Consider the following 21,355-nt stretch of genomic DNA (forward strand, 5'->3'; position numbering starts at 1 on the left):
CATCACTCTGTGACTTAGGCGCTATGAAATCCGTTAGAACGACCGTCTCTTTATCTCATTCACAGCTCGAGTCCTTGCAACGGATAGCTGAAAGCAATGAGGTGTCCATCTCATGGCTTATTCGCCAAGCTGTAGGGGATTTTCTGGCAGTTCATAACGAGGAGGATTTCCACCCCCTCAAGCGCAAAACTGCACAGCAAGAAGGCAATCAGGAATGACATTCTATTCACCACATCAACAGGCTTGGCTTGCCCATTACATGACCCTTGAGGGAAAGGCGGAAGAATCGTTAACCAAAACGATGGCCGGGGCTAAGGTGGACATGAACCCGCATCAGATTGAGGCGGCGATGTTTGCCTTGGCATCCCCCTTGTCTAATGGCGTTATTCTGGCCGATGAAGTTGGATTGGGGAAAACGATCGAGGCCAGCTTGGTTTTGGCGCAGAAATGGGCTGAGCGTCGGCGAAAGTTGCTTTTGATTGCTCCTGCCACTTTGCGCAAACAATGGAGCCAGGAGCTTGAAGAGAAGTTTTCGCTCCCCTCTTTCATCATGGAGGCCAAGTCCTTCAATGAGGCAAAAAAGGCAGGAATAGCCAATCCGTTTGATATGGAAAGTGCCTTTGGCCAGCCTGCAATCTGTATATGTTCCTACGAGTTTGCTGCTCGGAAATCATTGGAACTCCAACGAGTTCCTTGGGATCTAGTGGTCATGGATGAAGCGCATAAGTTGCGCAATATCTATAAAAATGATGGGGCCAAAACAGCCAAGGTGCTTGACAACGCTTTAATGGGCATCAAAAAGGTCCTGCTTTCTGCCACCCCATTACAGAACAGCATGCTGGAGTTGTATGGGCTTGTATCCGTCATAGACCCGTACTTTTTTGGCGATTTACCTTCGTTTAAGGCTCGATATGGTCGGCAGCAACTTGAGCAGGTTGAATTGGCTATGCTGCGAACTCGATTGAGCAAGGTTTGTAATCGCACTCTCAGACGTCAGGTCCAAGAAGAGGGCGGGATCAGCTTTACTCGCCGTTATTCCATGACTGAAGACTATCGACCGTCAGCGCAAGAAGAGCAATTGTACAGGCAGGTATCCGAGTACCTGCAACGTGAAGATCTGCTGGCAATCAAAAGCGGCGCTAGGCATCTGGTGACGCTGGTTATTCGTAAAATTTTGGCGTCCTCTTCACATGCAATTCAAGGTACTTTACAGACCATGATTGCACGGCTGGAACAAAAGCTGCCCCTGCTTGATGCCTTGGAGGATTATGAGAATTTTTCTGACCTTCAGGATGAAGAAGGGATTGGTGACGAGGAGCTGATCGACCCGCAAGCCCTGCAGGCCGAAATTGATCTACTTAAGGATTTTCAAGGCCTTGCCAGTAGTATTTCGAACAATGCCAAAGCTGATGCGCTTGTTCGTGTTCTCGAACGTGCATTTGAGAAAACGGCTGAGCTAGGTGGATCACGCAAGGCGGTGATTTTTACCGAATCGGTTCGGACGCAAACATGGTTGGCAGAGATGTTAGCCACCCAGGGCTATGACGGCCAAATCGTGATGCTGAATGGTAGTAACAGTGATTCTGTGTCGAAACAGATTTATCGGGACTGGCTTGAACGTCATCGAGGTTCAAGCCGTGTCTCTGGCTCCAAAACAGCAGACATGAAAGCCGCTCTGGTTGAGAAATTCCGCGATGATGCCACCTTGATGATCTGTACCGAAGCCGGTGCGGAAGGTATCAACCTGCAGTTCTGCTCCTTGCTGATCAATTACGACTTGCCATGGAATCCGCAGCGGGTAGAGCAGCGCATTGGCCGCGTTCACCGCTATGGCCAGAAAAATGACGTGGTAGTGGTCAATTTCATCAACAAGGGTAACCGCGCCGATGAGCGCGTATTTGAACTGCTTAGCCAGAAATTCCAACTCTTCGAGGGCGTCTTTGGTGCCTCGGATGAAGTTCTGGGTTCTATCGAATCTGGCGTCGATATTGAGCGCCGGATCCATGATATCTACCAGCGTTGTCGCAGTGATGCACAAATTGAGTCTGAATTTAATGCTTTGCAAGAAGAACTCAGGGAGCATCTGGAAGCCAAAAACAGCGACACTCGGCGTTCACTCTTCGAACACTTCGATGCAGATGTCGTCCGCCGCCTTAATCTTCGTCGCGGCAAGACAACAGCGGAATTGACGGCTTATCAGCAAAAGATGTTGTTGCTGGCGCGTATGACCTTACGGGGGAATGGTGACTTTAGTGAGTCCATGGATGGTTTTGTCTGGCTAGGGAACAAGTACAATCTGAACTGGCAGAATGCAGAAATTGAGGAAGGTGAGTTTTTCCGCCCCCACGATGGTCTGGGAGCTGCATTGATCGAGCAGGCCAAGACCGCGCCACTGCCACCTGCTGCACTCCAGTTTGTTTATGAACGCTCGCCGGATCAAGGACAATGGGTTGATGTGAAGGAGCAGATAGGTAATAGCGGCTTGCTCAAAGTCATCAAGGTGAGCATTGAGTCAGAGGCGCAGCGACGTGAACAATTGCTGCTGCTAGCCACTAACCATGATGGCGAGCAGTTGCATAGCGAGACGGTCGAAAGGCTGTTACAACTCCCGTTAGCACAAGCTCCACTCGTCATTCCAGAGCCTGATGTATCAGCCCTGTTAGGCCTGCAGCAAACACTGCTGGGGGATTTCCAGCGTGAGGTTGAACGGGATAACGAAACCTACTATGGCGAGGAAGTAGAGAAGCTGGAACGCTGGTCAGAAGACAAACGCATTGCTCTGGACCTGCGTATCAAACAGCTGGATCTAGAGATCAAGGAAGCGCGCAAGGCCTCCCGGCAGCTGACCTCCTTGCAGGAGAAGATGGAGGCCAAGAGAGCCCTTAAGCAGTTAGAGAGAGAACGAGACAACGCCATGCTGCATTATTACGAAGAGAAGAAACTGATTGAACAGGAGGAGGACCGCCTGTTGGAAGAGGTTGAGGCACGCCTGGCAACCGAAACCCGCGTAACTGAGCTCTTTGCGGTAACATGGCAGATCGTAGCTAATGAATGTGAGGCTGCAGCATGAAGGATGTGACCAGTAGTGACCAGTTGAGCCGCATAGTGATTGATGGCTATAAATCGATTGCTCATTGTGACCTTAAAATGGGCAGTTTGAATGTACTAATTGGTGCCAATGGCGCCGGTAAATCAAACTTCATCGGATTCTTTAGATTAATTGCCACCCTGCTTGATCACCGTTTGCAATCATTGGTTGGCAAGGCGGGTGGACCTGATGCCTTGTTACATTTTGGTCGCAAACAAAGTGAAACGCTTAAAGGAGAGCTGTTTTTCGGCAACAATGGCTACAAGTTTGCACTGGAAGCCACCAACGATAACCGCATGATGTTTCAACGCGAGGCTTTATGGTGGAACATGAGCGGTGATAAAGGCGTTACATCTGGGCACTTTGAATCACAAGCAGATCAGCATAAAACCGGTATTAAACAATATACCTTGCCAATTATGCGCCGCTGGCGTGTCTACCACTTCCATGACACCAGCGAAAGTGCCAAGGTCAAGCAGATCCACCGTATCAACGATAATGACTATCTGCGTGAAGATGGCGCTAATCTAGCCGCTTTTTTGTTCCGGATACAAAAAAATCACCCTAGCCACTACAAGCGGATAATACGTACCATCCGCATGGTTGCGCCCTATTTTGGTGACTTTTACCTGCGTGCCACACCAGATAACCAAGACAGCATTCAGCTTGAATGGACTGAGAAAGATCACGATATCCCCTTCAAAGCCAGTGAACTGTCGGATGGAACGCTGCGATTTATTCTGTTGGCGACAGTGTTGTTGCAACCAGAAGAGTTTATGCCCAGCGCAATCATCGTAGATGAACCCGAGCTGGGGTTGCACCCTTATGCGATCAACGTATTGGCGGAATTGATAAAGAGTGCCAGTCATGAGCATCAGCTGATTATTTCGACACAGTCTGTCGAGCTCGTTAACCAGTTCGATGCCGAGGATTTGATCGTGGTAGATAAACAAGGCGGCTCCTCAACCTTCAAACGCTTGGAGACTGCTTCATTAAGCGAATGGTTAGAAGATTACAGCCTCGGTGATTTGTGGAAGAAAAACCTGTTGGGTGGGAGACCACAATCATGAGTCGAGTATTGGTCTTCGTAGAAGGGCAGACTGAAGAAACATTTGTACGCGATCTGCTAGTGCCCTATTTTGCTCCACTTGGCATTTATCTCACCCCCATCCTGGCACAGACCAGTCCGGGTCATAAGGGCGGGATTGTCAGCTATGGCAAGGTAAAACATCAAGTCACCCGCTTGTGTCGACAAGATCACGGGGCTTATGTTACCACTTTGATCGACTACTACGGTTTACCCACTGACTTTCCTGATACCCACAACCAAGCGCAGGATGCCCATCAACGCGTCTTGCAGATAGAGCAGGCGCTACAACAGGATATCGATGAGCCCAACTTTATCCCTAATCTGCTTCTGCATGAGTTCGAAGCGCTGCTCTTTTCTGCCCCCGCCAAGTTCGCCGAGTGGTTGGATGATGGTGAGCCTGTTGCTGAGCTGGAGGCCATTCGTGCTGCGTTTGACTCGCCAGAGCATATCAATAACAGCCCGCAAACTGCACCTTCCAAGCGGATCCTAGCTCTCGTGCCGAACTATAAAAAGACACTGCATGGCCCCTTGATTGCTGAAGATATCGGCCTGGATGCGATCCGCGCCCAATGTCCACATTTTAATCGCTGGATTGAGCGCCTGCTGGCGTTGCCCCGTTAATTTCCATTGGAATTAGAATCACAATGAATAAACAAAAACTTGAGCTTACCTGGATTGGCAAGGATAAACGACCACGCCTTGAGCCGCGTATTCTTCTGGAAGATAAGGGCCTTTCTTATCAGGCCCCATCAATCACTACGAACAGTGAGAGTGATGACGGTTGTGCTTTCAATGACAACCTGTTAATCCATGGTGATAATCTGTTGGCGCTTAAAGCGCTGGAGCAGCAATACGCAGGCAAGGTGAAGTGTATCTTTATTGACCCGCCCTATAACACTGGCAGTGCATTTACTCATTACGATGATGGACTTGAGCACTCCATGTGGCTTTCAATGATGCGAGATCGCCTAGAGCTATTACGCATGCTCATGAGTGAAGATGGTTCAATTTGGATTACCATTGATGATAATGAGGCTCATTACCTAAAAGTCATTTGTGATGACATTTTTGGTAGAAAAAACTATGTTTCATCTATTTGTTGGCAAAAGAAATATGCAGTAAAAAGCGACTCTGAGTTCTTTTCCAGTTCTCACGATAATTTACTTGTATATGCAAAAAATATAAGTAAATTTAAATTGAATCGTTTTGCTCGTACAGCGGAGCAAGATAGTAGATATAAAAACCAGGATAATGATCCTCGAGGTCCATGGACTTCTGGCCCTTTGCAACGCAATGAAGCTAGAGATTACGCTATATATCCCATCGTATCGCCGATGACCGGCAAATCACACATGCCACCTTCAGGCACAAGTTGGAGGTATAATCATGAAAAATTATTGGAGTTGATAGCTGACAATAGAATTTGGTTTGGTGAAAGTGGGAACAATGTCCCTAGATTGAAGCGTTTTCTTAGTGAGGTTGCAGATAGTGTACCTGCGACCACGTGGTGGGATTACTCAAATTTTGGTCACAATGATGAGGCTCGTCGAGAGCAGAAAGCGCTGAATTTAGATAGCAATGATCTTTTCTCTACGCCCAAACCAGAGAAGCTAATATCGAAAATTATTGAACTGAGCTCTAATTTAGGAGACTTAGTCTTAGATTCTTTCGGTGGTTCAGGCACTACTGGTGCAGTTGCGCACAAAATGGGCCGTCGCTGGATCATGGTTGAGCTGGGTGAACATTGCCACACCCATATCGTTCCGCGTCTGAAGAAAGTGATTGATGGGGAGGATCAAGGTGGCATTTCCAAAGCTGTTAACTGGCAAGGTGGCGGTGGTTTCCGATATCTTCGCTTGGCCCCTTCTTTGCTGAAAAAAGATGATTGGGGCAACTGGGTTATCAATAAGGAATATAACGCCGAGATGCTAGCCGAGGCAGTGTGCAAGCATATGGGCTTTACCTATGCACCAAGCCAAACCCAGTTCTGGAATCATGGTTACAGCACTGAAACGGATCATATCTACGTGACCACCGGTTCACTGGCCTATGACCAGCTCAAGCGGATCAGCGAGGAAGTGGGGAATGAGCGTACCCTGTTGATCTGTTGTAAGGCGTTTATGATGGATGGCGCCGACTTCCCGAATTTGACGCTGAAGAAAATCCCCAAAGTCATTCTGAATAAATGTGAGTGGGATCATGATGACTACAGCTTCACCCTTAATGTGCTGCCAGAAGAGCAGGACGAAGAGTGGGCTGATGACGACAGCGAAGAATAAGGAAAACAGATGAGCAACGGGACCACTATCGCCAACCAGATCGGGGCGCGCCTTTCCCTGCGCAAGCCGCAGAGTGAATCGCTTGCGATCCTCTGCTGCTTGTTAGAACAGCTGAAGCTGGAGAAAGAGCCTGATTTACAGCACTGGATTGATCTCCTCAAAGCCGAGAAGCTGCCATTCAAGAGTTTTGAGCGAGATTTTCCTTCGCTCTGCTTTGCTCTGGCAACCGGTGTCGGTAAGACTCGCCTGATGGGAGCCATGATTGCATGGCTTTATCTGACCGGGCGTAGCCAGCATTTCTTTGTCTTGGCTCCTAACCTGACAATCTATGAAAAGCTGAAGCAGGATTTTCTGCCCGGCTCGCCCAAGTATGTGTTCCAAGGCATCCCCGAATTGGCTCAGACACCGCCGGTATTGATCACCGGTGATGACTATCAGGAGGGACGTGGCGTTCGTCTGGATCAGGTTCAGACGATGAGTGCCACGGGAGATTTGTTTGCTGCCGAGACCGCGCCGCATATCAACATTTTTAATGTTTCCAAGATCAATGCTCTGGATAACAAGAAGGGAGCCGAGAAGTCCAAGCAGGCGAAAGTACGCCGTCTGCAGGAGTATATCGGGGACTCCTACTTCAACTATCTGGCCGACTTGCCTGATCTGGTGGTCTTGATGGACGAGGCCCACCGTTACTACGCAGACTCTGGTGCAACCGCAATCAACGACCTTAGGCCTGTGTTGGGCATAGAGCTGACGGCAACGCCGAAAACCACTGGGGCTAAGCCACGAGATTTCAAGAATATCGTGTTTCACTATCCGCTTGCCCGAGCCCTCAATGATGGTTACATCAAGACTCCGGCAGTGGCTACCCGCAAAGACTTCAAAGCCAGTAGTTACAGCGAACAGCAGCTTGAAACCATCAAGCTGGAAGATGGTATCCATCATCATGAATACGTAAAGACCGAGCTAGCCAGCTACGCCAACAATACCAATCGGCCACTGGTTAAGCCCTTTATGCTGGTGGTTGCGCAAGACACCAACCACGCCGAAGCCATCAAGGCCCGTATAGAAGATAGCGAATTCTTCAATGGTGCCTATAAGGGTAAGGTGATTACCGTCCACTCTAACCAAACCGGCCAAGAGTCTGACGAAAACACCCAACGCCTGTTGGCAGTTGAGCATGACAAGGACACCGAGATTGTCATCCACGTTAACAAGCTCAAAGAAGGCTGGGATGTCACCAACCTCTACACCATAGTACCGCTGCGTGCGTCTGCTTCTGAGATCCTGACCGAGCAGACCATCGGCCGGGGTTTGCGCCTGCCCTATGGGAAACGTACAGGGGTCGAGGCCGTGGATCGTTTGACGATCATTGCCCATGACCGGTTTCAAGAGATCATTGACCGTTCCAACCAGGAAGACTCCATCATCAAGAAAATGCTCTTCATCGGGGCTGATGATGACGATGACGGGATCCCGGAACATAAGCCGAATCAAGTGATCGTGCCATCGCAGGCCGATACGCTGCTGGGACTAACTCCTACTGATGGTCAGGGCCATCAAGTCAAGGAGGGCTTTGCTCCACCATACCAGGGCAACAGTATACACACGGGTAATCCTCCACCGGTTCTCGCAACTGAGGCTCAGCGGCAAGTTGCCGAGATCACTGTCAGGATCATCAGCGATGAAGCCAAGCGTCTTGGAAGCAGCAAAGAGTTGATGACACCTGAAGTGCTACAAAGCGTTACCCGTAAGGTTCAGCAGGTGATGAAGGAGATATCACCACCTATCTCCAGCCCAGCCATTCAACCAGAGCTGACCGGTATGTCTTCCCCTGCTCCAATTGCTCCGCGTGAGTTGGATGAGAAGAGTATTGCGAAGTTAGTTGGCCAGATTTCTGAAAAAGTAGCAGAACACACTATCGACATTCCCCAGATCGTGATCCTGCCGACCCGTGATGTGAACTATGGTTTTGCAGAGTTTGAGTTGGGTCGGTTAAACAGCATTGCGATGCGGCCAAGTAGTCAGGAGATGTTGCTGCAAAATTTGCAGGACAATAGCTCCAGCACCATCAGTTGGGCTCAAAGCGGTATGTCAGAGGAGCGTCTGGAAAACTACCTGGTTCATTATCTCTTCGACCATGACGAAATAGATTATGACGAGCATGCGGGATTGCTTTACCGCCTTGCAGGGCAAATGGTTGCACATTTGCAAACCTACCTGAATGATGAAGAGGTAGAGGTTCTGCTCAAAACACAGGGGCGGCAACTGGCAGACTTTATCTGGGTGCAGATGAAACAGCATATGTGGACGACACCAACCGATTACATTGGCCACGTTACTAAAGGGTTTGATGTATTACGGCCAGCCACCTTCAACTATGCCCATAACGAACAGCCTCGTGACTTCCGCTCTCCCATCCAGGCAGGAGAGAAGAGCAGGGTTCGCCAGATGCTGTTCACTGGCTTTAGCAAATGCTGTTATCCGTACCAAAAGTTTGATTCTGTCGATGGGGAGTGGCGCTTGGCGCAGATCCTCGAAGGGGATGCAAGCGTGCTCAAGTGGATGAAGCCTGCCCACGGGCAGTTCCGGATCGAATATGCCAATGGGCAGAACTATGAGCCTGATTTTGTGGTGGAGACTAAAGACTCCTGCTTGCTGATCGAGCCCAAAAAGGCAATCGAGGTATCAACCCCAGATGTGCAAGCGAAAGCTCGGGCTGCAGTTCGTTGGTGTAAGTACGCTAATGAGCATGCAAGCCAGCATTCTGGCAAGCAATGGCGTTACTTGCTGATCCCCCATGACGATATCGAGTTGGGTCGGAGCATTGCGGGTTTGATGCAAGAGCATGAGGTGACGAGTTAACCGAGACTCGTAAAGCTAAACAGAAACAGCAGCAGAGGGCTTTTTAGCCCTCTGCTGTTCTATGGAGTGGCCAAAAAATCAGGAGGACTTGAGGCTATGGCTCAAAGACAGTAATCAGTACGACCTTAAAGGGGTGGTCAACATAGATGCCTAGCTCTACATGTGTGGGTTCAAAACTAAAAAAGCACTTTCATTAAAATGAAAGTGCTTTTGTTTTCAATAGCTTAGTTGTTATGGCTTAGTTCATGCCGTAGGAGAACAACATGTTTTATCACCCTTGATGTCTTAGCCGCCAAAGGTTTTTTGGGCTTCGAACGAGCCACCACAGTATTGTAACACTTTCCTTCATAAACACAGCTTTACCCGACTAAGGGAATACATTGAGATAATGTGGCACTCTCCGTTAGGAAGACCTTTCAGGAGTAAGGTTAGTTCCTACCTCGTGCCAAATGTGGTACCCCATGTGGTACCCAAGACAAAAATCTACAATTTGTCAGCCATGTGATAACCATAAGTCTTTGTTTTATATGGTGCCGATAAGGGGAATCGAACTCCTGACCTTCGCATTACGAATGCGCTGCTCTACCAACTGAGCTATACCGGCTTGTTGCTCTCCACATTCATAAAAAATGACCGGCAAGTCAATTGAGCCAGCTCGATTTTATGAGTTGGCTCATGGTGTTAGAGCCCGATTTACAGATCGACAAACTCGGGGATATGGGCACGGCCGCGGCTTTCGAGAAATTCGAGCAGGGCGCGGGGGGAGCGCACCAGGATCCGCTCTTGCGGGAAGCTCGCTTCGGTCACCAGACGGTGGCAGTGGTCAAAATCGCCAATAGTAAATGCCACGTGGGAATCGGAGCCGAAAGTGAGATAGGCCCCCAGATCTCGCGCGGCTTCGACTATGGCACGGCAGTTGCCTTCGCTCCCCGGACGGGAATGAATGAAGGAGGAGTTGTTGATCTCCAGCGCTACCCGATAGTCAGCGGCCGCCTTGACCACTGCCTGAATGTCGATGGGAAATGAGGGGTTGCCCGGGTGGCTGATCATGTCGACCCGGCCACTCTTGATGGCGTTGATCATCGCCTGGGTGTGGGTTGCCTGATCGCAGGGAGGGAATACCTGCTCATGAAAGCCCGCCATGATCATGTCCAGACGCGACTCGTAACGCTCGGGAAAATCGATCTCCCCCTCCAGGTTTTTGATGTTGGCCTCGATACCCCGCAGAATCCCTACCCCATCCACCACTCTTGGCAATATCGGCAAGTTGGCAAAGTGCCAGACATGAGGGGCATCGGCCATCTCGGGCCCGTGATCCGTGGTGGCAAACAGCTTGATCCCCTTGGCCCTGGCTATCGGCAGATAGTCGTGGATGGTGCTGTAGGCATGGGTGCTGGCAATGGTGTGAGTGTGGGTATCGACCGGGTACTTCATCTTCTCTCCCCTCATATTTTGAAAGGGCAGCATAGCAAAGAGCGGCAGCTTGGGCCACGCCAGTGCTTGCCACACTTTGTCACAAAATACCGCGAAGCTGACATAGTCTGAGGGGCTCTGGCTGGCATACTGCCCCCGTCGATACATGCCTGAACTCGCATCGACAGTTTGCTGTCAGGATGACGCGAACTCACTTTCCCCACCGTCGCGCCCTGCGGCGGTTTTTTTTGCCTGCAAACCGCAAACCGGTAACAGACGCGCAAAAAAAAGGCCCAACTAGCATGGTGCAGGTTGGGCGAGACTTAATGTTTAATTGCAGTGGCATAGATATAGAGTCCTGCTTTTTGACTAAGTTCCGCCCACTTTGCTTTTTTCATCGAAAAACATTCCGCTAACACTCATTCACATTCTCTTGACACTTCACGTTATGAAACGTACTTTTTAAACATTCGTTTAAGTGAGGTGTCCAGTGAGTAAAATCGATACCAAAAACCGTATTCTCGACGCCGCTGAAGTGCTGTTTGCCGAGCGGGGATTCGCCGATACCTCTTTGCGTCTGATCACCAGCGAGGCCGACGTCAATCTGGCGTCGGTGAACTATCACTTCGGCTCCAAGAAGGAGCTGATCCAGGCAGTGCTCGACCGCTATCTGAGCCTGTTTATGCCCGATCTCGATGCTCGCCTGCGGGTACTGATGGAGCAGGAGCAGCTGACCCTGCTGCAACTCTTTGAAAGTTTTGTCGAGCCGCTGATGAAGCTATCGGCGGTACGGGCCAACGGCCCGGCCATCTTCATGCAGCTGCTTGGACGCGGCTATATCGACAGCCAGGGCCACCTGCGCCGCTTTATCACCGCCCACTATGGCCCCATTTTGCAGCGGATCACCCAGGCCATCTCCAAGGCCAATCCGGCCCTGTCGCCAGCGGATCTCTTCTGGCGCCTGCACTTCACCCTGGGCACCGTCGTATTCACCATGGCCTCTGCCGATGCGCTGCGCGATATCGCCCTGGCCGACTTTGGCCAGCAGCTCGATGTGGAAGGGCTGGTGCGCAACGTTATTCCTTATCTGGCGTCCGGAGTCGGGGCGCCCGTGGAGTCGACCAGGCTCTCCCTGGCCGTGTAACAACCAACAATAAATCAACGGAAACAGTGAAATAGAAGGAACTTCGGTATGATCACATTGCTTGTCCTGCTGGTGCTGGCGATAGCCGTTGTGCTCGGCGTACCCTCCATCCGTAAAAAGGTGGTAACCCGTCCGGTGTTCGGCATCTTCAAAAAGATACTGCCGCCCTTGTCAGCTACCGAGCGGGAGGCCATGGAAGCCGGCTCCGTCTGGTGGGATGGCGAGTTGTTTCGCGGCAACCCCGACTGGAAAAAACTGCACGGCTACGGCAAGGCCGAGCTGACCGCAGAGGAGCAGGCCTTTATCGACAATCAGGTCGAAACCCTGCTCGCCATGGTTGATGACTTCAAGATCGTCAACGAAACCAAAGACCTGCCAGAGCCGGTGTGGGACTATCTGAAGAAGGAAGGCTTCTTCTCCCTGATCATCCCGAAATCCTACGGCGGCCGCGAATTCTCGGCGATTGCCAACTCCACCATCGTCACCCGTATCGCGACCAAGAGCCTGAGCGTGGCTGTCACCGTCATGGTGCCGAACTCTCTCGGCCCGGGTGAGCTGCTGATGCACTACGGCACCCAGGCCCAGAAAGATTTCTGGCTGCCGGGGCTGGCCAATGGCAAAGAGGTGCCCTGCTTCGCCCTGACCGGGCCGGAGGCGGGCTCCGATGCAGGTGCCATTCCTGACAAGGGAATCGTCTGCAAAGGGATGCACAAGGGTGAAGAGGTGCTGGGTATTCGCCTCAACTGGAACAAGCGCTACATCACCCTGGCGCCGCGCGCTACCGTACTGGGGCTGGCGTTCAAACTCTATGACCCGGAAAAACTGCTGGGTGACAAGGAAGAGCTCGGCATCACCTGCGCCCTCATCCCCACCAGCCACCCCGGCGTGCGTGTCGGCGATCGCCACTACCCCATGGGTCTGGCGTTTCTGAACGGCCCGACCTTCGGCAAGGATGTGTTCATTCCGCTCGATTGGATCATCGGCGGCCCGGATTACGCCGGTCGTGGCTGGCGCATGCTGGTGGAGTGCCTCTCCGCCGGTCGCGGCATCTCGCTGCCTGCCCTTGGCACCGCTTGCGGTCACATGGCGAGCCGCACCGTGGGCGCCTACTCCTATGTGCGCAAGCAGTTCGGCATGTCCATCGGCAAGTTTGAAGGGGTGCAAGAGGCGCTGGCTCGCATCGGCGGCCTCACCTATCAGCTGGAAGGGGCCCGTCGCATGACCGCCGGCTCGCTGGACTTGGGTCAGGCACCGGCCATCGTCACCGCGATTTCCAAGTACCACATGACCGAAATGGCGCGCCAGATCATGGATGACTCCATGGACATCCACGCCGGTCGTGCCATCCAGCTGGGCCCGAAAAACTACACCGGCTACGCCTACATGGGTATTCCGGTCGCCATCACGGTGGAAGGGGCCAACATCCTGACCCGCAACCTGATGATCTTCGGGCAAGGAGCTACCCGCTGCCACCCGTACGTGTTTGCCGAGCTGGAAGCGGCGGCCGACACCGACGTGGAGCGCGGTCTCGAGAAGTTTGACGCCCTGCTGATGAAGCACATCGCCTTCGGCGCCGGCAACTTCTTCGGCTCCCTGTTCCAGGGGCTGACTCTGGGCCAGTTCAACAGCGCGCCGGTGGCCGGTGAAACCGCTCGCTACTACAAACAGCTCTCCCGTATGAGTAAAGGGCTGGCCCTGTGCGCCGACGTCTCCATGCTGATGCTGGGTGGCGATCTCAAGCGCAAGGAGATGATCTCCGCCCGTCTGGGTGACGTGCTGAGCCACCTCTACCTGGCCTCCGCAACCCTCAAGCACTACGAGGATCAGGGCCGCATGGTCTCCGATCTGCCGTTCGTGCAGTACGCGGTGGAGCGCAACCTCTACCTGATTGGCAAGGCGTTCGAGGGCTTTTTCCAGAACTTCCCGAACAAGGTGGTGGGTGCCGTACTCAAGCGGGTGGTGTTCCCGTTCGGCGTCGGTTACAAGATGCCGGCCGACGATCGCTGCCACGCCATCTGTCTGGCCATGATGAAGCCGGGCGAGTTTCGCGACCGTCTGACCGCCCTCTGCTACGTGGGCAAGGACGAGGCGGATCCGGTCGGCCTGATGGAGCGCGCCTTCCAGGCCATGGTCGCTGTGCAGCCCTACGAGAAGAAGCTGGTGCAGGCCCAGAAAGAGGGCAAACTGCCCCGCAAACTGGCGCTGCCGGAGCTGGTTGCCGCCGCACTGGCCGGTTCCATCCTGAGCAAGGACGAAGCGGACAAACTGCTGGCCGCAGATGCCCTGCGCTACGAAGCCATTCAGGTAGACAACTTCGCCCCGGGCGAGCTGGAAGGCTTCTCCCAGCAACCAAACAAACAGCCAAACAAGGTCGAGCACGCCGCCTGATCCCTTGGCAAACCAGTACCAAACCGGCCCTCGTGGCCGGTTTTTTTGTTTGTTAACCATGCATTTACAAGCCGGGAGAATTCCAGTTAAATGCTTGAGTCCCTGTTGCAGGGGCTTTGGAAGCAAGGCCAGCGGAATGGCCGATAACAACAACTCAGGAAGAGTGAATGAACCTCGCCAAAACGGCGATCGAACGCCCCATCTGGGTGGCGGTCTCGATCGTGCTGATTTTCCTGCTGGGCCTGCTCAGCATCCGGGGACTGCCGATCCAGCTGTTCCCCGACATCGACCGTCCACACCTCAACATCTCGGTGAGCTGGCGTTCAGCCTCGCCCCAGGAGATGGAGTCGGAGATCACCGACCCCATCGAGCAGGAGATGCAGGGGGTGCAGGGGCTCAAGAGCCTTGTCAGCAACAGCTATCCCGGCTTTACCGAAATCGACATGGAGTTTGCCCTCGGCACCGACATGCAGCGGGCCCAACTCGATGTGATTTCGCGGCTGAACCGGGTCTCGGGATTGCCGGACAAGATTGGCGGCCCCTACGTCAACAACTACAGCAGCAACGACACCCTTACCTTCTTCTTCATCCAGCAACTGCCCGGCACCAAAGGGGTGATCGATGATCATCAGGCGCTGATCGAGGCGCGGGTCAAACCCGAGCTGGAGCGCATTGAAGGGGTCTCGACGGTCGCAGTCGAGGGGATAAACGAGCGCCAGATCCAGATCCGCTTCGACCCCTACCGAGCCGCCGAGCTGGGAGTGGAGATCCCGGTGCTGGCCAGCCGCGCCACCACCGGCTGGGACGTGTCGGCCGGTACCCTCGACATCGGTCGCTGGGAGTACAAGCTGCGCTTCGCCGGTCGCTATGATGTCGAGACGCTGGGGGACAAGGTGGTGGACTGGCGCGATGGCCTGCCCATCTATCTGCGGGATGTAGCAGAAGTAAGGGTGGCCCGGGAAGAGAACCCGGTGCTGCGGATCCAGAACGGCAATACCGCCATCGCCGCCCAGATCTTCAAGGAGAGCGGTGCCAATGCCCTGGCATCCCTTGAGGCGATCAAGGCTCGGGTGAACGAGCTCAACCGCGAGGTGCTGGAGCCGGTAGGTCTGCACATGGAGCAGTCGTTCGATGCCTCCCTCTACATCAATCGCGCCGTCAGCATGGTCACCGCCAACCTGGGGCTCGGGGTGTTGCTCTCTTGCGCCATCCTCTGGCTCTTCCTGCGCCAGCTCAAGGCGACCCTGATGATTGCCCTCGCCATCCCCATCAGCATCATGCTCACCTTCTGCCTGCTCAAGGTGATGGATCGCACCCTCAACATCATCTCGCTGGCGGGCATCGCCTTTGCCGTCGGCATGGTGCTCGACGCCGCCATCGTGGTGCTGGAGAGTATCTACCGGCGCCACGAGCGGGGGGATTTGAGCAAGGCGGAGGCGGCGCTCGAAGGCACCCGTCAGGTGTGGACGGCGCTGGTCGCCTCCACCCTCACCACGGTTGCTATCTTCCTGCCGGTGCTGCTGCTCAACGATGTGGAGGGTCAGCTGTTTGCCGATCTGGCGCTCACCATCGCCTGCGCCGTGACAGTCTCCATGCTGGTCGCCGTCATCGTGCTGCCTGCGGTGGCGGCGCGCTGGATGGGGCGTGAAACGCTGACCGATCCCTATGAATCGCTGTGGCAGCGCACCACTCGTCATGTGATCCGCTGGACCTCGACCTCACGCCAGCGCTGGACGGTCATCACCCTGATGATGAGTCTGCCGGCACTGGCCACTTGGGCGCTGCTGCCCAAGATGGACTATCTGCCGGACGTGAAACGGGACGCGGTGGATGTCTGGATGAACTTCACCCCCGGGGTCAACCTCAAGGCCCAGCGCGAAGAGGTGATCGATACCCTGATCACCCGCCTCGCCCCCTACATGAAGGGGGAGAAAGAGCCTGCCCTCAAGAACTACTACATCTTGCGCTACCCGGGGGGCGCCCAGATTGGCGTGCGCCCCAAGGACGAGACCCGCATCAAGGAGCTGGAGAGCCTGTTGATGAAACAGCTGCTGGTGGGTATTCCCGACACCCGGGTGTTCGGCGGTCAGGGGTCGCTGTTTGGCGGCTTTGACAGCGAGAACGGCGTCTCCCTGCTGCTGCAGGGAGGCAACCTGCCCGAGCTCTATCAGGCGGCCCGTGCCAGCATGGGGATCCTCAGCAAGGACCTGCCGGGAGCACAGATCCGGCCCGAACCGAGTCTCGACTTCACCGCCCCCGAGCTCAAACTGGTGCCGCAAGATCGGCGTCTCGCCGAAGTGGGTTGGGATCGCACGCCCCTGCCCACCATCATCCAGACCTTTGGCGACGGCTTGCGGGTTGGCGAGTATTTCGACGGCGAGGATCGGCTCGACATCATGCTGATGGGGCAGAGCTCCGCCAATCCGGACGAACTGAAGGCAGTGCCGCTGGCCACCCCCTCCGGGCGCATCGTTCCCCTTGGCGAGCTGCTACGGGTGGAGCACGACATGGGCCCGGCCAGCATCTTCCGGGCCGATGGGCGGCGCAGCATCATCCTGCAGATAGCGCCTCCGGCGGGCATGACCATGGAGCAGGTGATCGACACCCTGAAAAACCGCAGTTTTGCCGCCATCCGCCCCCTGCTGCCCGCCGGTGGCGAGCTGCGCATTGCCGGCAACGCCGACAGCCTGCAACAGGCGCTCGACAATCTGGGGACCATCTTCCTGTTCGCCGTAGTGATCCTGCTGGTGCTGCTGTGGGGGGTGTTTGCCTCCATCAAGGATGCCCTGCTGGTGTTGCTCACCCTGCCCCTAGCCTCGGTTGGCGGCGTTCTGGCGCTGCAACTGAGCGGGCTGCTGGTGCCGCTGCCGATGGATCTGCTCACCATCATCGGCTTTGTCATCCTGCTGGGACTGGTGGTCAACAACGCCATCCTGCTGGTGCATCAGACCCGCACCGCCGAGCGGGACGGCATGAGCCGTCAGCTGGCGGTGGCCGATGCCCTGCAAAGCCGGATGCGTCCCATCGCCATGACCAGTCTCACCAGCATCTTCGGCATGCTGCCGCTAATGCTGAGCCCGAGCGAGGGGAGCGAAATTTACCGCGGGCTCGCCACCGTCATTGTCGGCGGCATGAGTTGCAGCACCCTGTTTACCCTGATCCTGTTGCCTGCCTTCCTGCGTCTCGGGGAGCAGGTGGCGATCCCACAACCCCTGCGCCAGCGGGCCTGAGCAAGGAGCTCATTGATGACACATATGATTACCCGAATGTTGGCTGGCGCTGTGCTGATTGCAGGCAGTGCACTACCGGTATTGGCCGATCAGGGCAAGATGGTGACCCTGGCGGATGTGACCCAAGGGGATGCGGCCGCCAATATCTGGGTCAGCGGCACGGTGGCGAGTCGCCAGCAAGCGGCGCTCAGCGCCGAAGTGAGCGGCCGGGTGGAGTGGATCGCCGAATTTGGCAGCCGGGTCAAAAAAGGGGACGAGCTGCTGCGCCTCGACAGTGCGGCGCTGCGCCTCTCGCTGGAGCAGGCTCGCGCCGAGCAGGCGAAATGGCAGAGCAACCTGCGCTTCGCCCGCGCCGAATCCCAACGGATCACCCGACTGCACCAGCAAAAGAGCGCCTCCCAGAGCCAGTACGACAAGGCCAGCTACGATGTGGAGCAGGCCGCGCTGGCCGAGCGGCTGGCCGCCATACAGGTGAACCAGATTGAGGAACAGCTGCGCCGCAGCCACATCTATGCCCCGTTCGACGGGGTGGTGAACAACCACTTCATCCAGCCCGGCGAGCATGTGGACGCGGGCGAGCAGGCGCTGGAGCTGGTCAACCCGGATCAGCCGGATATCCGCCTGCAGGCCCCCATTCTCTGGGCACAGCAGCTGGCGCCACAAACCCGGCTTCGGGTGGAGGGGGAGCAGCTGAGCGGTCACGGCGTCTATTACCAGCGAGCCGCCAGCGCCGATCCCAAGTCGCGCCTCATCGAGCTGCGCCTCAAACCGGAAGCAGGCAACTTCATCATCGGCTCGCCGGTACGGGTTGCCCTGCCACTGGGGGATCAGCAGAGCATGCTGCTGCCCCGAGATGCCCTGGTGCTCGGCACCGATGGCAGCGTGGTCTATCAGGTGGCGAGAAGCGGCAAGGCGCTCAAGGTGAATCGGGTGCCGGTCACCGTGCTGTTTGGCGACAGCCAGCAGGTGGCGGTGAGCGGCGCCCTCAAGCAGGGGGACCGGGTGGTGGTGCGTGGCGCGGGCAGCCTGCAGGATGGCGACACCATAGCGCTGTTCAAGGGCTAACCACGCCCGACGCAGGCTGGCCAATCTTTGCCCGCTTGACCCGGGACATACAGCCAAACGGGCCACAGTTTGCTATCTTGGCGGCCATCACTCGCGTTTAGAGCAATCAACACCCATGAGCATTATTTTGGGCATCGATCCGGGTTCGCGGATCACCGGATACGGGGTTATCCGGGTCGTGGGCGGCAAGGCCGAATACTTGGGCTCTGGCTGCATCCGCACCGATTGCGGCGAGCTACCGGAGCGCCTCAAGCAGGTCTATGACGGGGTATGCGAGATCATCACCCAGTTCAAGCCCACCGAGTTTGCCATCGAGCGGGTTTTTATGGCCCGCAACGCCGACTCGGCCCTGAAACTGGGGCAGGCCCGGGGCAGCGCCATCGTCGCCGCGGTCAACGCCTATCTGCCGGTGAGCGAATACTCCGCCACCCAGATCAAGCAAGCAGTGGTGGGCACCGGCGGCGCAGCCAAGGAGCAGGTGCAGCATATGGTGACCCATCTGCTGAAACTCTCCGCCACCCCGCAGGCGGATGCAGCAGATGCCCTCGGCGTCGCGCTCTGCCACCTGCATACCCGCCAGAGCCTGATCAAGATGGCCGGCCGCGCCAGCAGCTCGGTACGTGGCCGCTATCGCTGAGCCCTTATGTCGTCCACGACTCATCTCGGTATCGCTAAATAAAAAAACCGCCCCGGATCTCCGGGGCGGTTTTGTTTTGGGCAGGTAACAACCGGCGGGACTTGTCAGATGAATGTTCTCTCACGTAGCCGACCATATATTCAGCCGCCTTATTCAACCGCGGCATTCGCCCCGGCGAGTCGGGCCTGCTGTTCACCACGCTTTTCCAGCGCCGAGCTCATGGCGAGGGAGAGCGCCTCCAGCTGGCCGTCGAGGCTGGCATCGATGATCCCCACCTCGGTCTCGAGGATGCAACCCCCCTGATCGAGGCGGGCATCGGCGGAGATCTCGAGATAACCGATTTCGGGGAAATCCTTGTGCACCCGGGCAATCTGGTCGCGCACCGCCTGCACCTGCTCGGGATGAACCCGTATCGTCACCTGCTTCTGGTTGCTCACCAGCGAGAGCGCCTCGCGCACCACCTTGAGGGTGAGCGCCACCTGATCGTAATCGTGCAGGATCTTGCGCACCGCCTGCAGCACCACCTCGCTCATCTGCTGCTCCACGGTGCGATAGTACCCCTGGCACTGCAACTGGGTCTGGTGGATCAGCACTGCCTGTTCGCGCCGGGCCTCGTCAATCCCGGCTTGCCAGCCAAGGCTCTTCTGCTCTTCATAGACGGCGCGGGCCTCGGCCACGATATCGGCCGCCTGGGCACGAGCGGCCTCTACCAACTCCTGTGCGCTCAGGTAGGAGAGGTAATCCTGGCTACGCAAAATACGCTGGCTTGGCGCCAGTTGCAGATGGTTACTCTTTATTTCAACAAATGGCAGCATTGGGGAGTTACCTGTTTGGCAATCTTGAGACAAAGCGCCCGGGCCAGTGGCAGCTGGTCAGCCGCCAAAGGCCATGATGGCCCGGGTGGCGCTGGGGAAAGTCGCAGGGTGAGACGGCGAGCCCAGTCGGGGTAGCCTGCCCCGGCCGCCGCCAGCCAGAACTGCAAGCCCGCCTCTTCCAGCACCCCCTCATCGAGCTGAGCGGGCAGAGGCAGCTGCCAGCCAGCGGGCCAGGGGCCGATCAACAGGTCGAGCTGGGAAAGTACAGCTCTGTGCCCCTCCTCCCCCAGCAAGGCGATGATCTGGCGCAGCATCGGTGCCAGCAGACAGCGACGGATCGCCTCGCCGTGCAGCACGGCCCCCAAACGGCGCAACAACAGCACCAACTCACTTTGGGGAAAGAGCGCCAATCCACCCAGAGGCACTGGCATCTCATAACCAATCCCCAGCGCCAGCGCCTCGAGCAGAGCGCCGTTACTGGCTGGCAGTGTTCGCCACTCGGGCAGGAGTTTGGGCACCTGCGCCCAGGATGAGGGCAGGTGCGCCTCATGGAGGTAACTGGCCGGGCAAAAGCGCAGCTGATAGGGGGTCAAACCGACCGTCATCCGCGACTCCGGCTCCGGTGCCACATGTATTGCGCCAGGTTGCTGGTCACCACCAGCGCCAGCAACAGGGCAATCAGGCCGCCCAGCCGCCACTTTGAACCTTCGCTCACTTCAATGGAGAAGAGCGAGGTATTGCGCGGCATCAGCGGGCTCTGGCGCACATCCGCCGAGGGCACCAGCACCACGCTGATCCGGTCGTAGGCGAGCCCCTCGATACTGTTGTTGACTAACTGCTTGATCTGCGGAATGTAGGTATCGAGCTGGATATCCGCCGCATGCTTGATAAAGACCGAGGCCGAGGCGGGAGAGGGTTTCTTGCTGATCCCTTCATTGCCTTCCGGCAGCACCACATGGACACGAGCCACCAGCACGCCGTCTATTTCCGACAGAGTGTTGGAGATCTCCTGCGCCTTGGCATAGGTGAGGCGAGCCCGCTCCTCGGTGGGCGAGGAGATGAGGCCATCCTTGGGAAACACATCCTGCAGAGTGGAGAAGCTCTCTTTTGGATAGCCCTTGCGTTTGAGGGTCTCGATGGCCTGCGCCACGTCGGACTCCTCCACCAGCAGCTTGATGCGGCCATCCTTGTCCGGCTGCTTGTCCGAGGCGATCCCCTCGGTTTGCAGCAACGCCAGCATCTCGTTGCCCTCTTTCTGAGTGACCCCGGTATAGAGCTCCACTTTGCAGCCACTGAGCAGCAACGAGGCGCCAAGCACCCCCATCAGCATCGATCTCTTCACAC

At 55.8% G+C, this 21,355-nt stretch carries 15 protein-coding genes and 1 tRNA gene; 11 read left to right on the forward strand and 5 right to left on the reverse strand.

The features are described from left to right. Positions 1 to 23 precede the first annotated feature (23 nt). From I6L34_RS21985 to I6L34_RS03900, 6 genes are read left to right on the forward strand one after another with little or no spacing between them, the layout of a single operon-like run. The gene (locus I6L34_RS21985; protein WP_225511109.1) at positions 24 to 218 is read left to right on the forward strand and encodes a CopG family transcriptional regulator; all 195 of its coding nucleotides are present in this window, start codon (positions 24 to 26) and stop codon (positions 216 to 218) included. Continuing rightward, entirely contained in the window at positions 215 to 3,070 is a 2,856-nt protein-coding gene (locus I6L34_RS03880; protein WP_216955777.1) for an SNF2-related protein, read from the forward strand. The genes I6L34_RS21985 and I6L34_RS03880 overlap by 4 nt, the downstream gene beginning before the upstream one ends. Then, positions 3,067 to 4,158, forward strand: a complete 1,092-nt coding sequence (locus I6L34_RS03885; RefSeq protein WP_139395463.1) for an AAA family ATPase — start codon at positions 3,067 to 3,069, stop codon at positions 4,156 to 4,158. The genes I6L34_RS03880 and I6L34_RS03885 overlap by 4 nt, the downstream gene beginning before the upstream one ends. Further along, the gene (locus tag I6L34_RS03890; RefSeq protein WP_045790326.1) at positions 4,155 to 4,799 is read left to right on the forward strand and encodes a DUF4276 family protein; all 645 of its coding nucleotides are present in this window, start codon (positions 4,155 to 4,157) and stop codon (positions 4,797 to 4,799) included. Before I6L34_RS03885 ends, I6L34_RS03890 begins: the two co-directional genes overlap by 4 nt. 23 nt (positions 4,800 to 4,822) lie before the next feature. After that, positions 4,823 to 6,457 carry a site-specific DNA-methyltransferase gene (locus I6L34_RS03895; RefSeq protein ID WP_216955780.1) on the forward strand — a complete coding sequence of 545 codons (1,635 nt, stop codon included), beginning with the start codon at positions 4,823 to 4,825 and terminating at the stop codon, positions 6,455 to 6,457. Between the two features lie 9 nt (positions 6,458 to 6,466). Then, positions 6,467 to 9,319, forward strand: coding sequence for a DEAD/DEAH box helicase (locus I6L34_RS03900; RefSeq protein ID WP_216955783.1), 2,853 nt, complete (start codon positions 6,467 to 6,469; stop codon positions 9,317 to 9,319). Positions 9,320 to 9,847: 528 nt separating this feature from the next. Here the strand turns inward: I6L34_RS03900 and I6L34_RS03905 are convergent. Further along, positions 9,848 to 9,923: transfer RNA gene (locus tag I6L34_RS03905), tRNA-Thr, on the reverse strand. A gap of 89 nt (positions 9,924 to 10,012) precedes the next feature. After that, positions 10,013 to 10,753, reverse strand: a complete 741-nt coding sequence (locus tag I6L34_RS03910) for a phosphatase (RefSeq protein ID WP_216955786.1) — start codon at positions 10,751 to 10,753, stop codon at positions 10,013 to 10,015. 469 nt (positions 10,754 to 11,222) lie between these two features. On the opposite strand from I6L34_RS03910, the gene I6L34_RS03915 reads away from it, so the two are divergent. From I6L34_RS03915 to ruvC, 5 genes are all read left to right on the forward strand, one after another. After that, the gene (locus I6L34_RS03915; RefSeq protein WP_005334507.1) at positions 11,223 to 11,876 is read left to right on the forward strand and encodes a TetR/AcrR family transcriptional regulator; all 654 of its coding nucleotides are present in this window, start codon (positions 11,223 to 11,225) and stop codon (positions 11,874 to 11,876) included. A gap of 48 nt (positions 11,877 to 11,924) precedes the next feature. After that, positions 11,925 to 14,264: an acyl-CoA dehydrogenase gene (locus tag I6L34_RS03920; protein ID WP_108613965.1), complete on the forward strand. Its 2,340-nt coding sequence runs from the start codon at positions 11,925 to 11,927 to the stop codon at positions 14,262 to 14,264. A 167-nt stretch (positions 14,265 to 14,431) separates the two neighbouring features. After that, the gene (locus I6L34_RS03925) at positions 14,432 to 17,494 is read left to right on the forward strand and encodes an efflux RND transporter permease subunit (protein ID WP_216955790.1); all 3,063 of its coding nucleotides are present in this window, start codon (positions 14,432 to 14,434) and stop codon (positions 17,492 to 17,494) included. Positions 17,495 to 17,509: 15 nt separating this feature from the next. Continuing rightward, positions 17,510 to 18,559 carry an efflux RND transporter periplasmic adaptor subunit gene (locus tag I6L34_RS03930; RefSeq protein WP_139463771.1) on the forward strand — a complete coding sequence of 350 codons (1,050 nt, stop codon included), beginning with the start codon at positions 17,510 to 17,512 and terminating at the stop codon, positions 18,557 to 18,559. A 115-nt stretch (positions 18,560 to 18,674) separates the two neighbouring features. Further along, complete coding sequence (gene ruvC, locus I6L34_RS03935) at positions 18,675 to 19,196, forward strand: crossover junction endodeoxyribonuclease RuvC (RefSeq protein ID WP_005334512.1); 522 nt, start codon at positions 18,675 to 18,677, stop codon at positions 19,194 to 19,196. A 149-nt stretch (positions 19,197 to 19,345) separates the two neighbouring features. Here the strand turns inward: ruvC and ascL are convergent, their stop codons facing one another. From ascL to ascJ, 3 genes are read right to left on the reverse strand one after another with little or no spacing between them, the layout of a single operon-like run. After that, positions 19,346 to 20,011, reverse strand: a complete 666-nt coding sequence (ascL, locus tag I6L34_RS03940) for a SctL family type III secretion system stator protein AscL (protein WP_021229960.1) — start codon at positions 20,009 to 20,011, stop codon at positions 19,346 to 19,348. Further along, positions 19,990 to 20,616 (reverse strand): SctK family type III secretion system sorting platform protein, encoded by a 627-nt coding sequence (locus I6L34_RS03945; RefSeq protein WP_216955793.1) that lies wholly within the window; start codon positions 20,614 to 20,616, stop codon positions 19,990 to 19,992. The genes ascL and I6L34_RS03945 overlap by 22 nt, the downstream gene beginning before the upstream one ends. Beyond that, positions 20,613 to 21,353 carry a SctJ family type III secretion inner membrane ring lipoprotein AscJ gene (ascJ, locus tag I6L34_RS03950; protein ID WP_179831119.1) on the reverse strand — a complete coding sequence of 247 codons (741 nt, stop codon included), beginning with the start codon at positions 21,351 to 21,353 and terminating at the stop codon, positions 20,613 to 20,615. Before ascJ ends, I6L34_RS03945 begins: the two co-directional genes overlap by 4 nt. Between the last annotated feature and the right edge of the window lie 2 nt (positions 21,354 to 21,355).

The sequence above is a fragment of the Aeromonas sp. FDAARGOS 1404 genome (assembly GCF_019047085.1).
GTDB classification, from domain to species: domain Bacteria; phylum Pseudomonadota; class Gammaproteobacteria; order Enterobacterales; family Aeromonadaceae; genus Aeromonas; species Aeromonas veronii.

What these genes read in the sequence shown, in the direction of transcription:
- I6L34_RS21985 (WP_225511109.1), top strand. Translation starts at nt 24, where the DNA reads ATGAAATCCGTTAGAACGACCGTCTCTTTATCTCATTCACAGCTCGAG.
- I6L34_RS03880 (WP_216955777.1), top strand. Translation starts at nt 215, where the DNA reads ATGACATTCTATTCACCACATCAACAGGCTTGGCTTGCCCATTACATG.
- I6L34_RS03885 (WP_139395463.1), top strand. Translation starts at nt 3,067, where the DNA reads ATGAAGGATGTGACCAGTAGTGACCAGTTGAGCCGCATAGTGATTGAT.
- I6L34_RS03890 (WP_045790326.1), top strand. Translation starts at nt 4,155, where the DNA reads ATGAGTCGAGTATTGGTCTTCGTAGAAGGGCAGACTGAAGAAACATTT.
- I6L34_RS03895 (WP_216955780.1), top strand. Translation starts at nt 4,823, where the DNA reads ATGAATAAACAAAAACTTGAGCTTACCTGGATTGGCAAGGATAAACGA.
- I6L34_RS03900 (WP_216955783.1), top strand. Translation starts at nt 6,467, where the DNA reads ATGAGCAACGGGACCACTATCGCCAACCAGATCGGGGCGCGCCTTTCC.
- I6L34_RS03910 (WP_216955786.1), bottom strand. Translation starts at nt 10,753, where the DNA reads ATGAAGTACCCGGTCGATACCCACACTCACACCATTGCCAGCACCCAT.
- I6L34_RS03920 (WP_108613965.1), top strand. Translation starts at nt 11,925, where the DNA reads ATGATCACATTGCTTGTCCTGCTGGTGCTGGCGATAGCCGTTGTGCTC.
- I6L34_RS03925 (WP_216955790.1), top strand. Translation starts at nt 14,432, where the DNA reads ATGAACCTCGCCAAAACGGCGATCGAACGCCCCATCTGGGTGGCGGTC.
- I6L34_RS03930 (WP_139463771.1), top strand. Translation starts at nt 17,510, where the DNA reads ATGACACATATGATTACCCGAATGTTGGCTGGCGCTGTGCTGATTGCA.
- ruvC (WP_005334512.1), top strand. Translation starts at nt 18,675, where the DNA reads ATGAGCATTATTTTGGGCATCGATCCGGGTTCGCGGATCACCGGATAC.
- ascL (WP_021229960.1), bottom strand. Translation starts at nt 20,011, where the DNA reads ATGCTGCCATTTGTTGAAATAAAGAGTAACCATCTGCAACTGGCGCCA.
- I6L34_RS03945 (WP_216955793.1), bottom strand. Translation starts at nt 20,616, where the DNA reads ATGACGGTCGGTTTGACCCCCTATCAGCTGCGCTTTTGCCCGGCCAGT.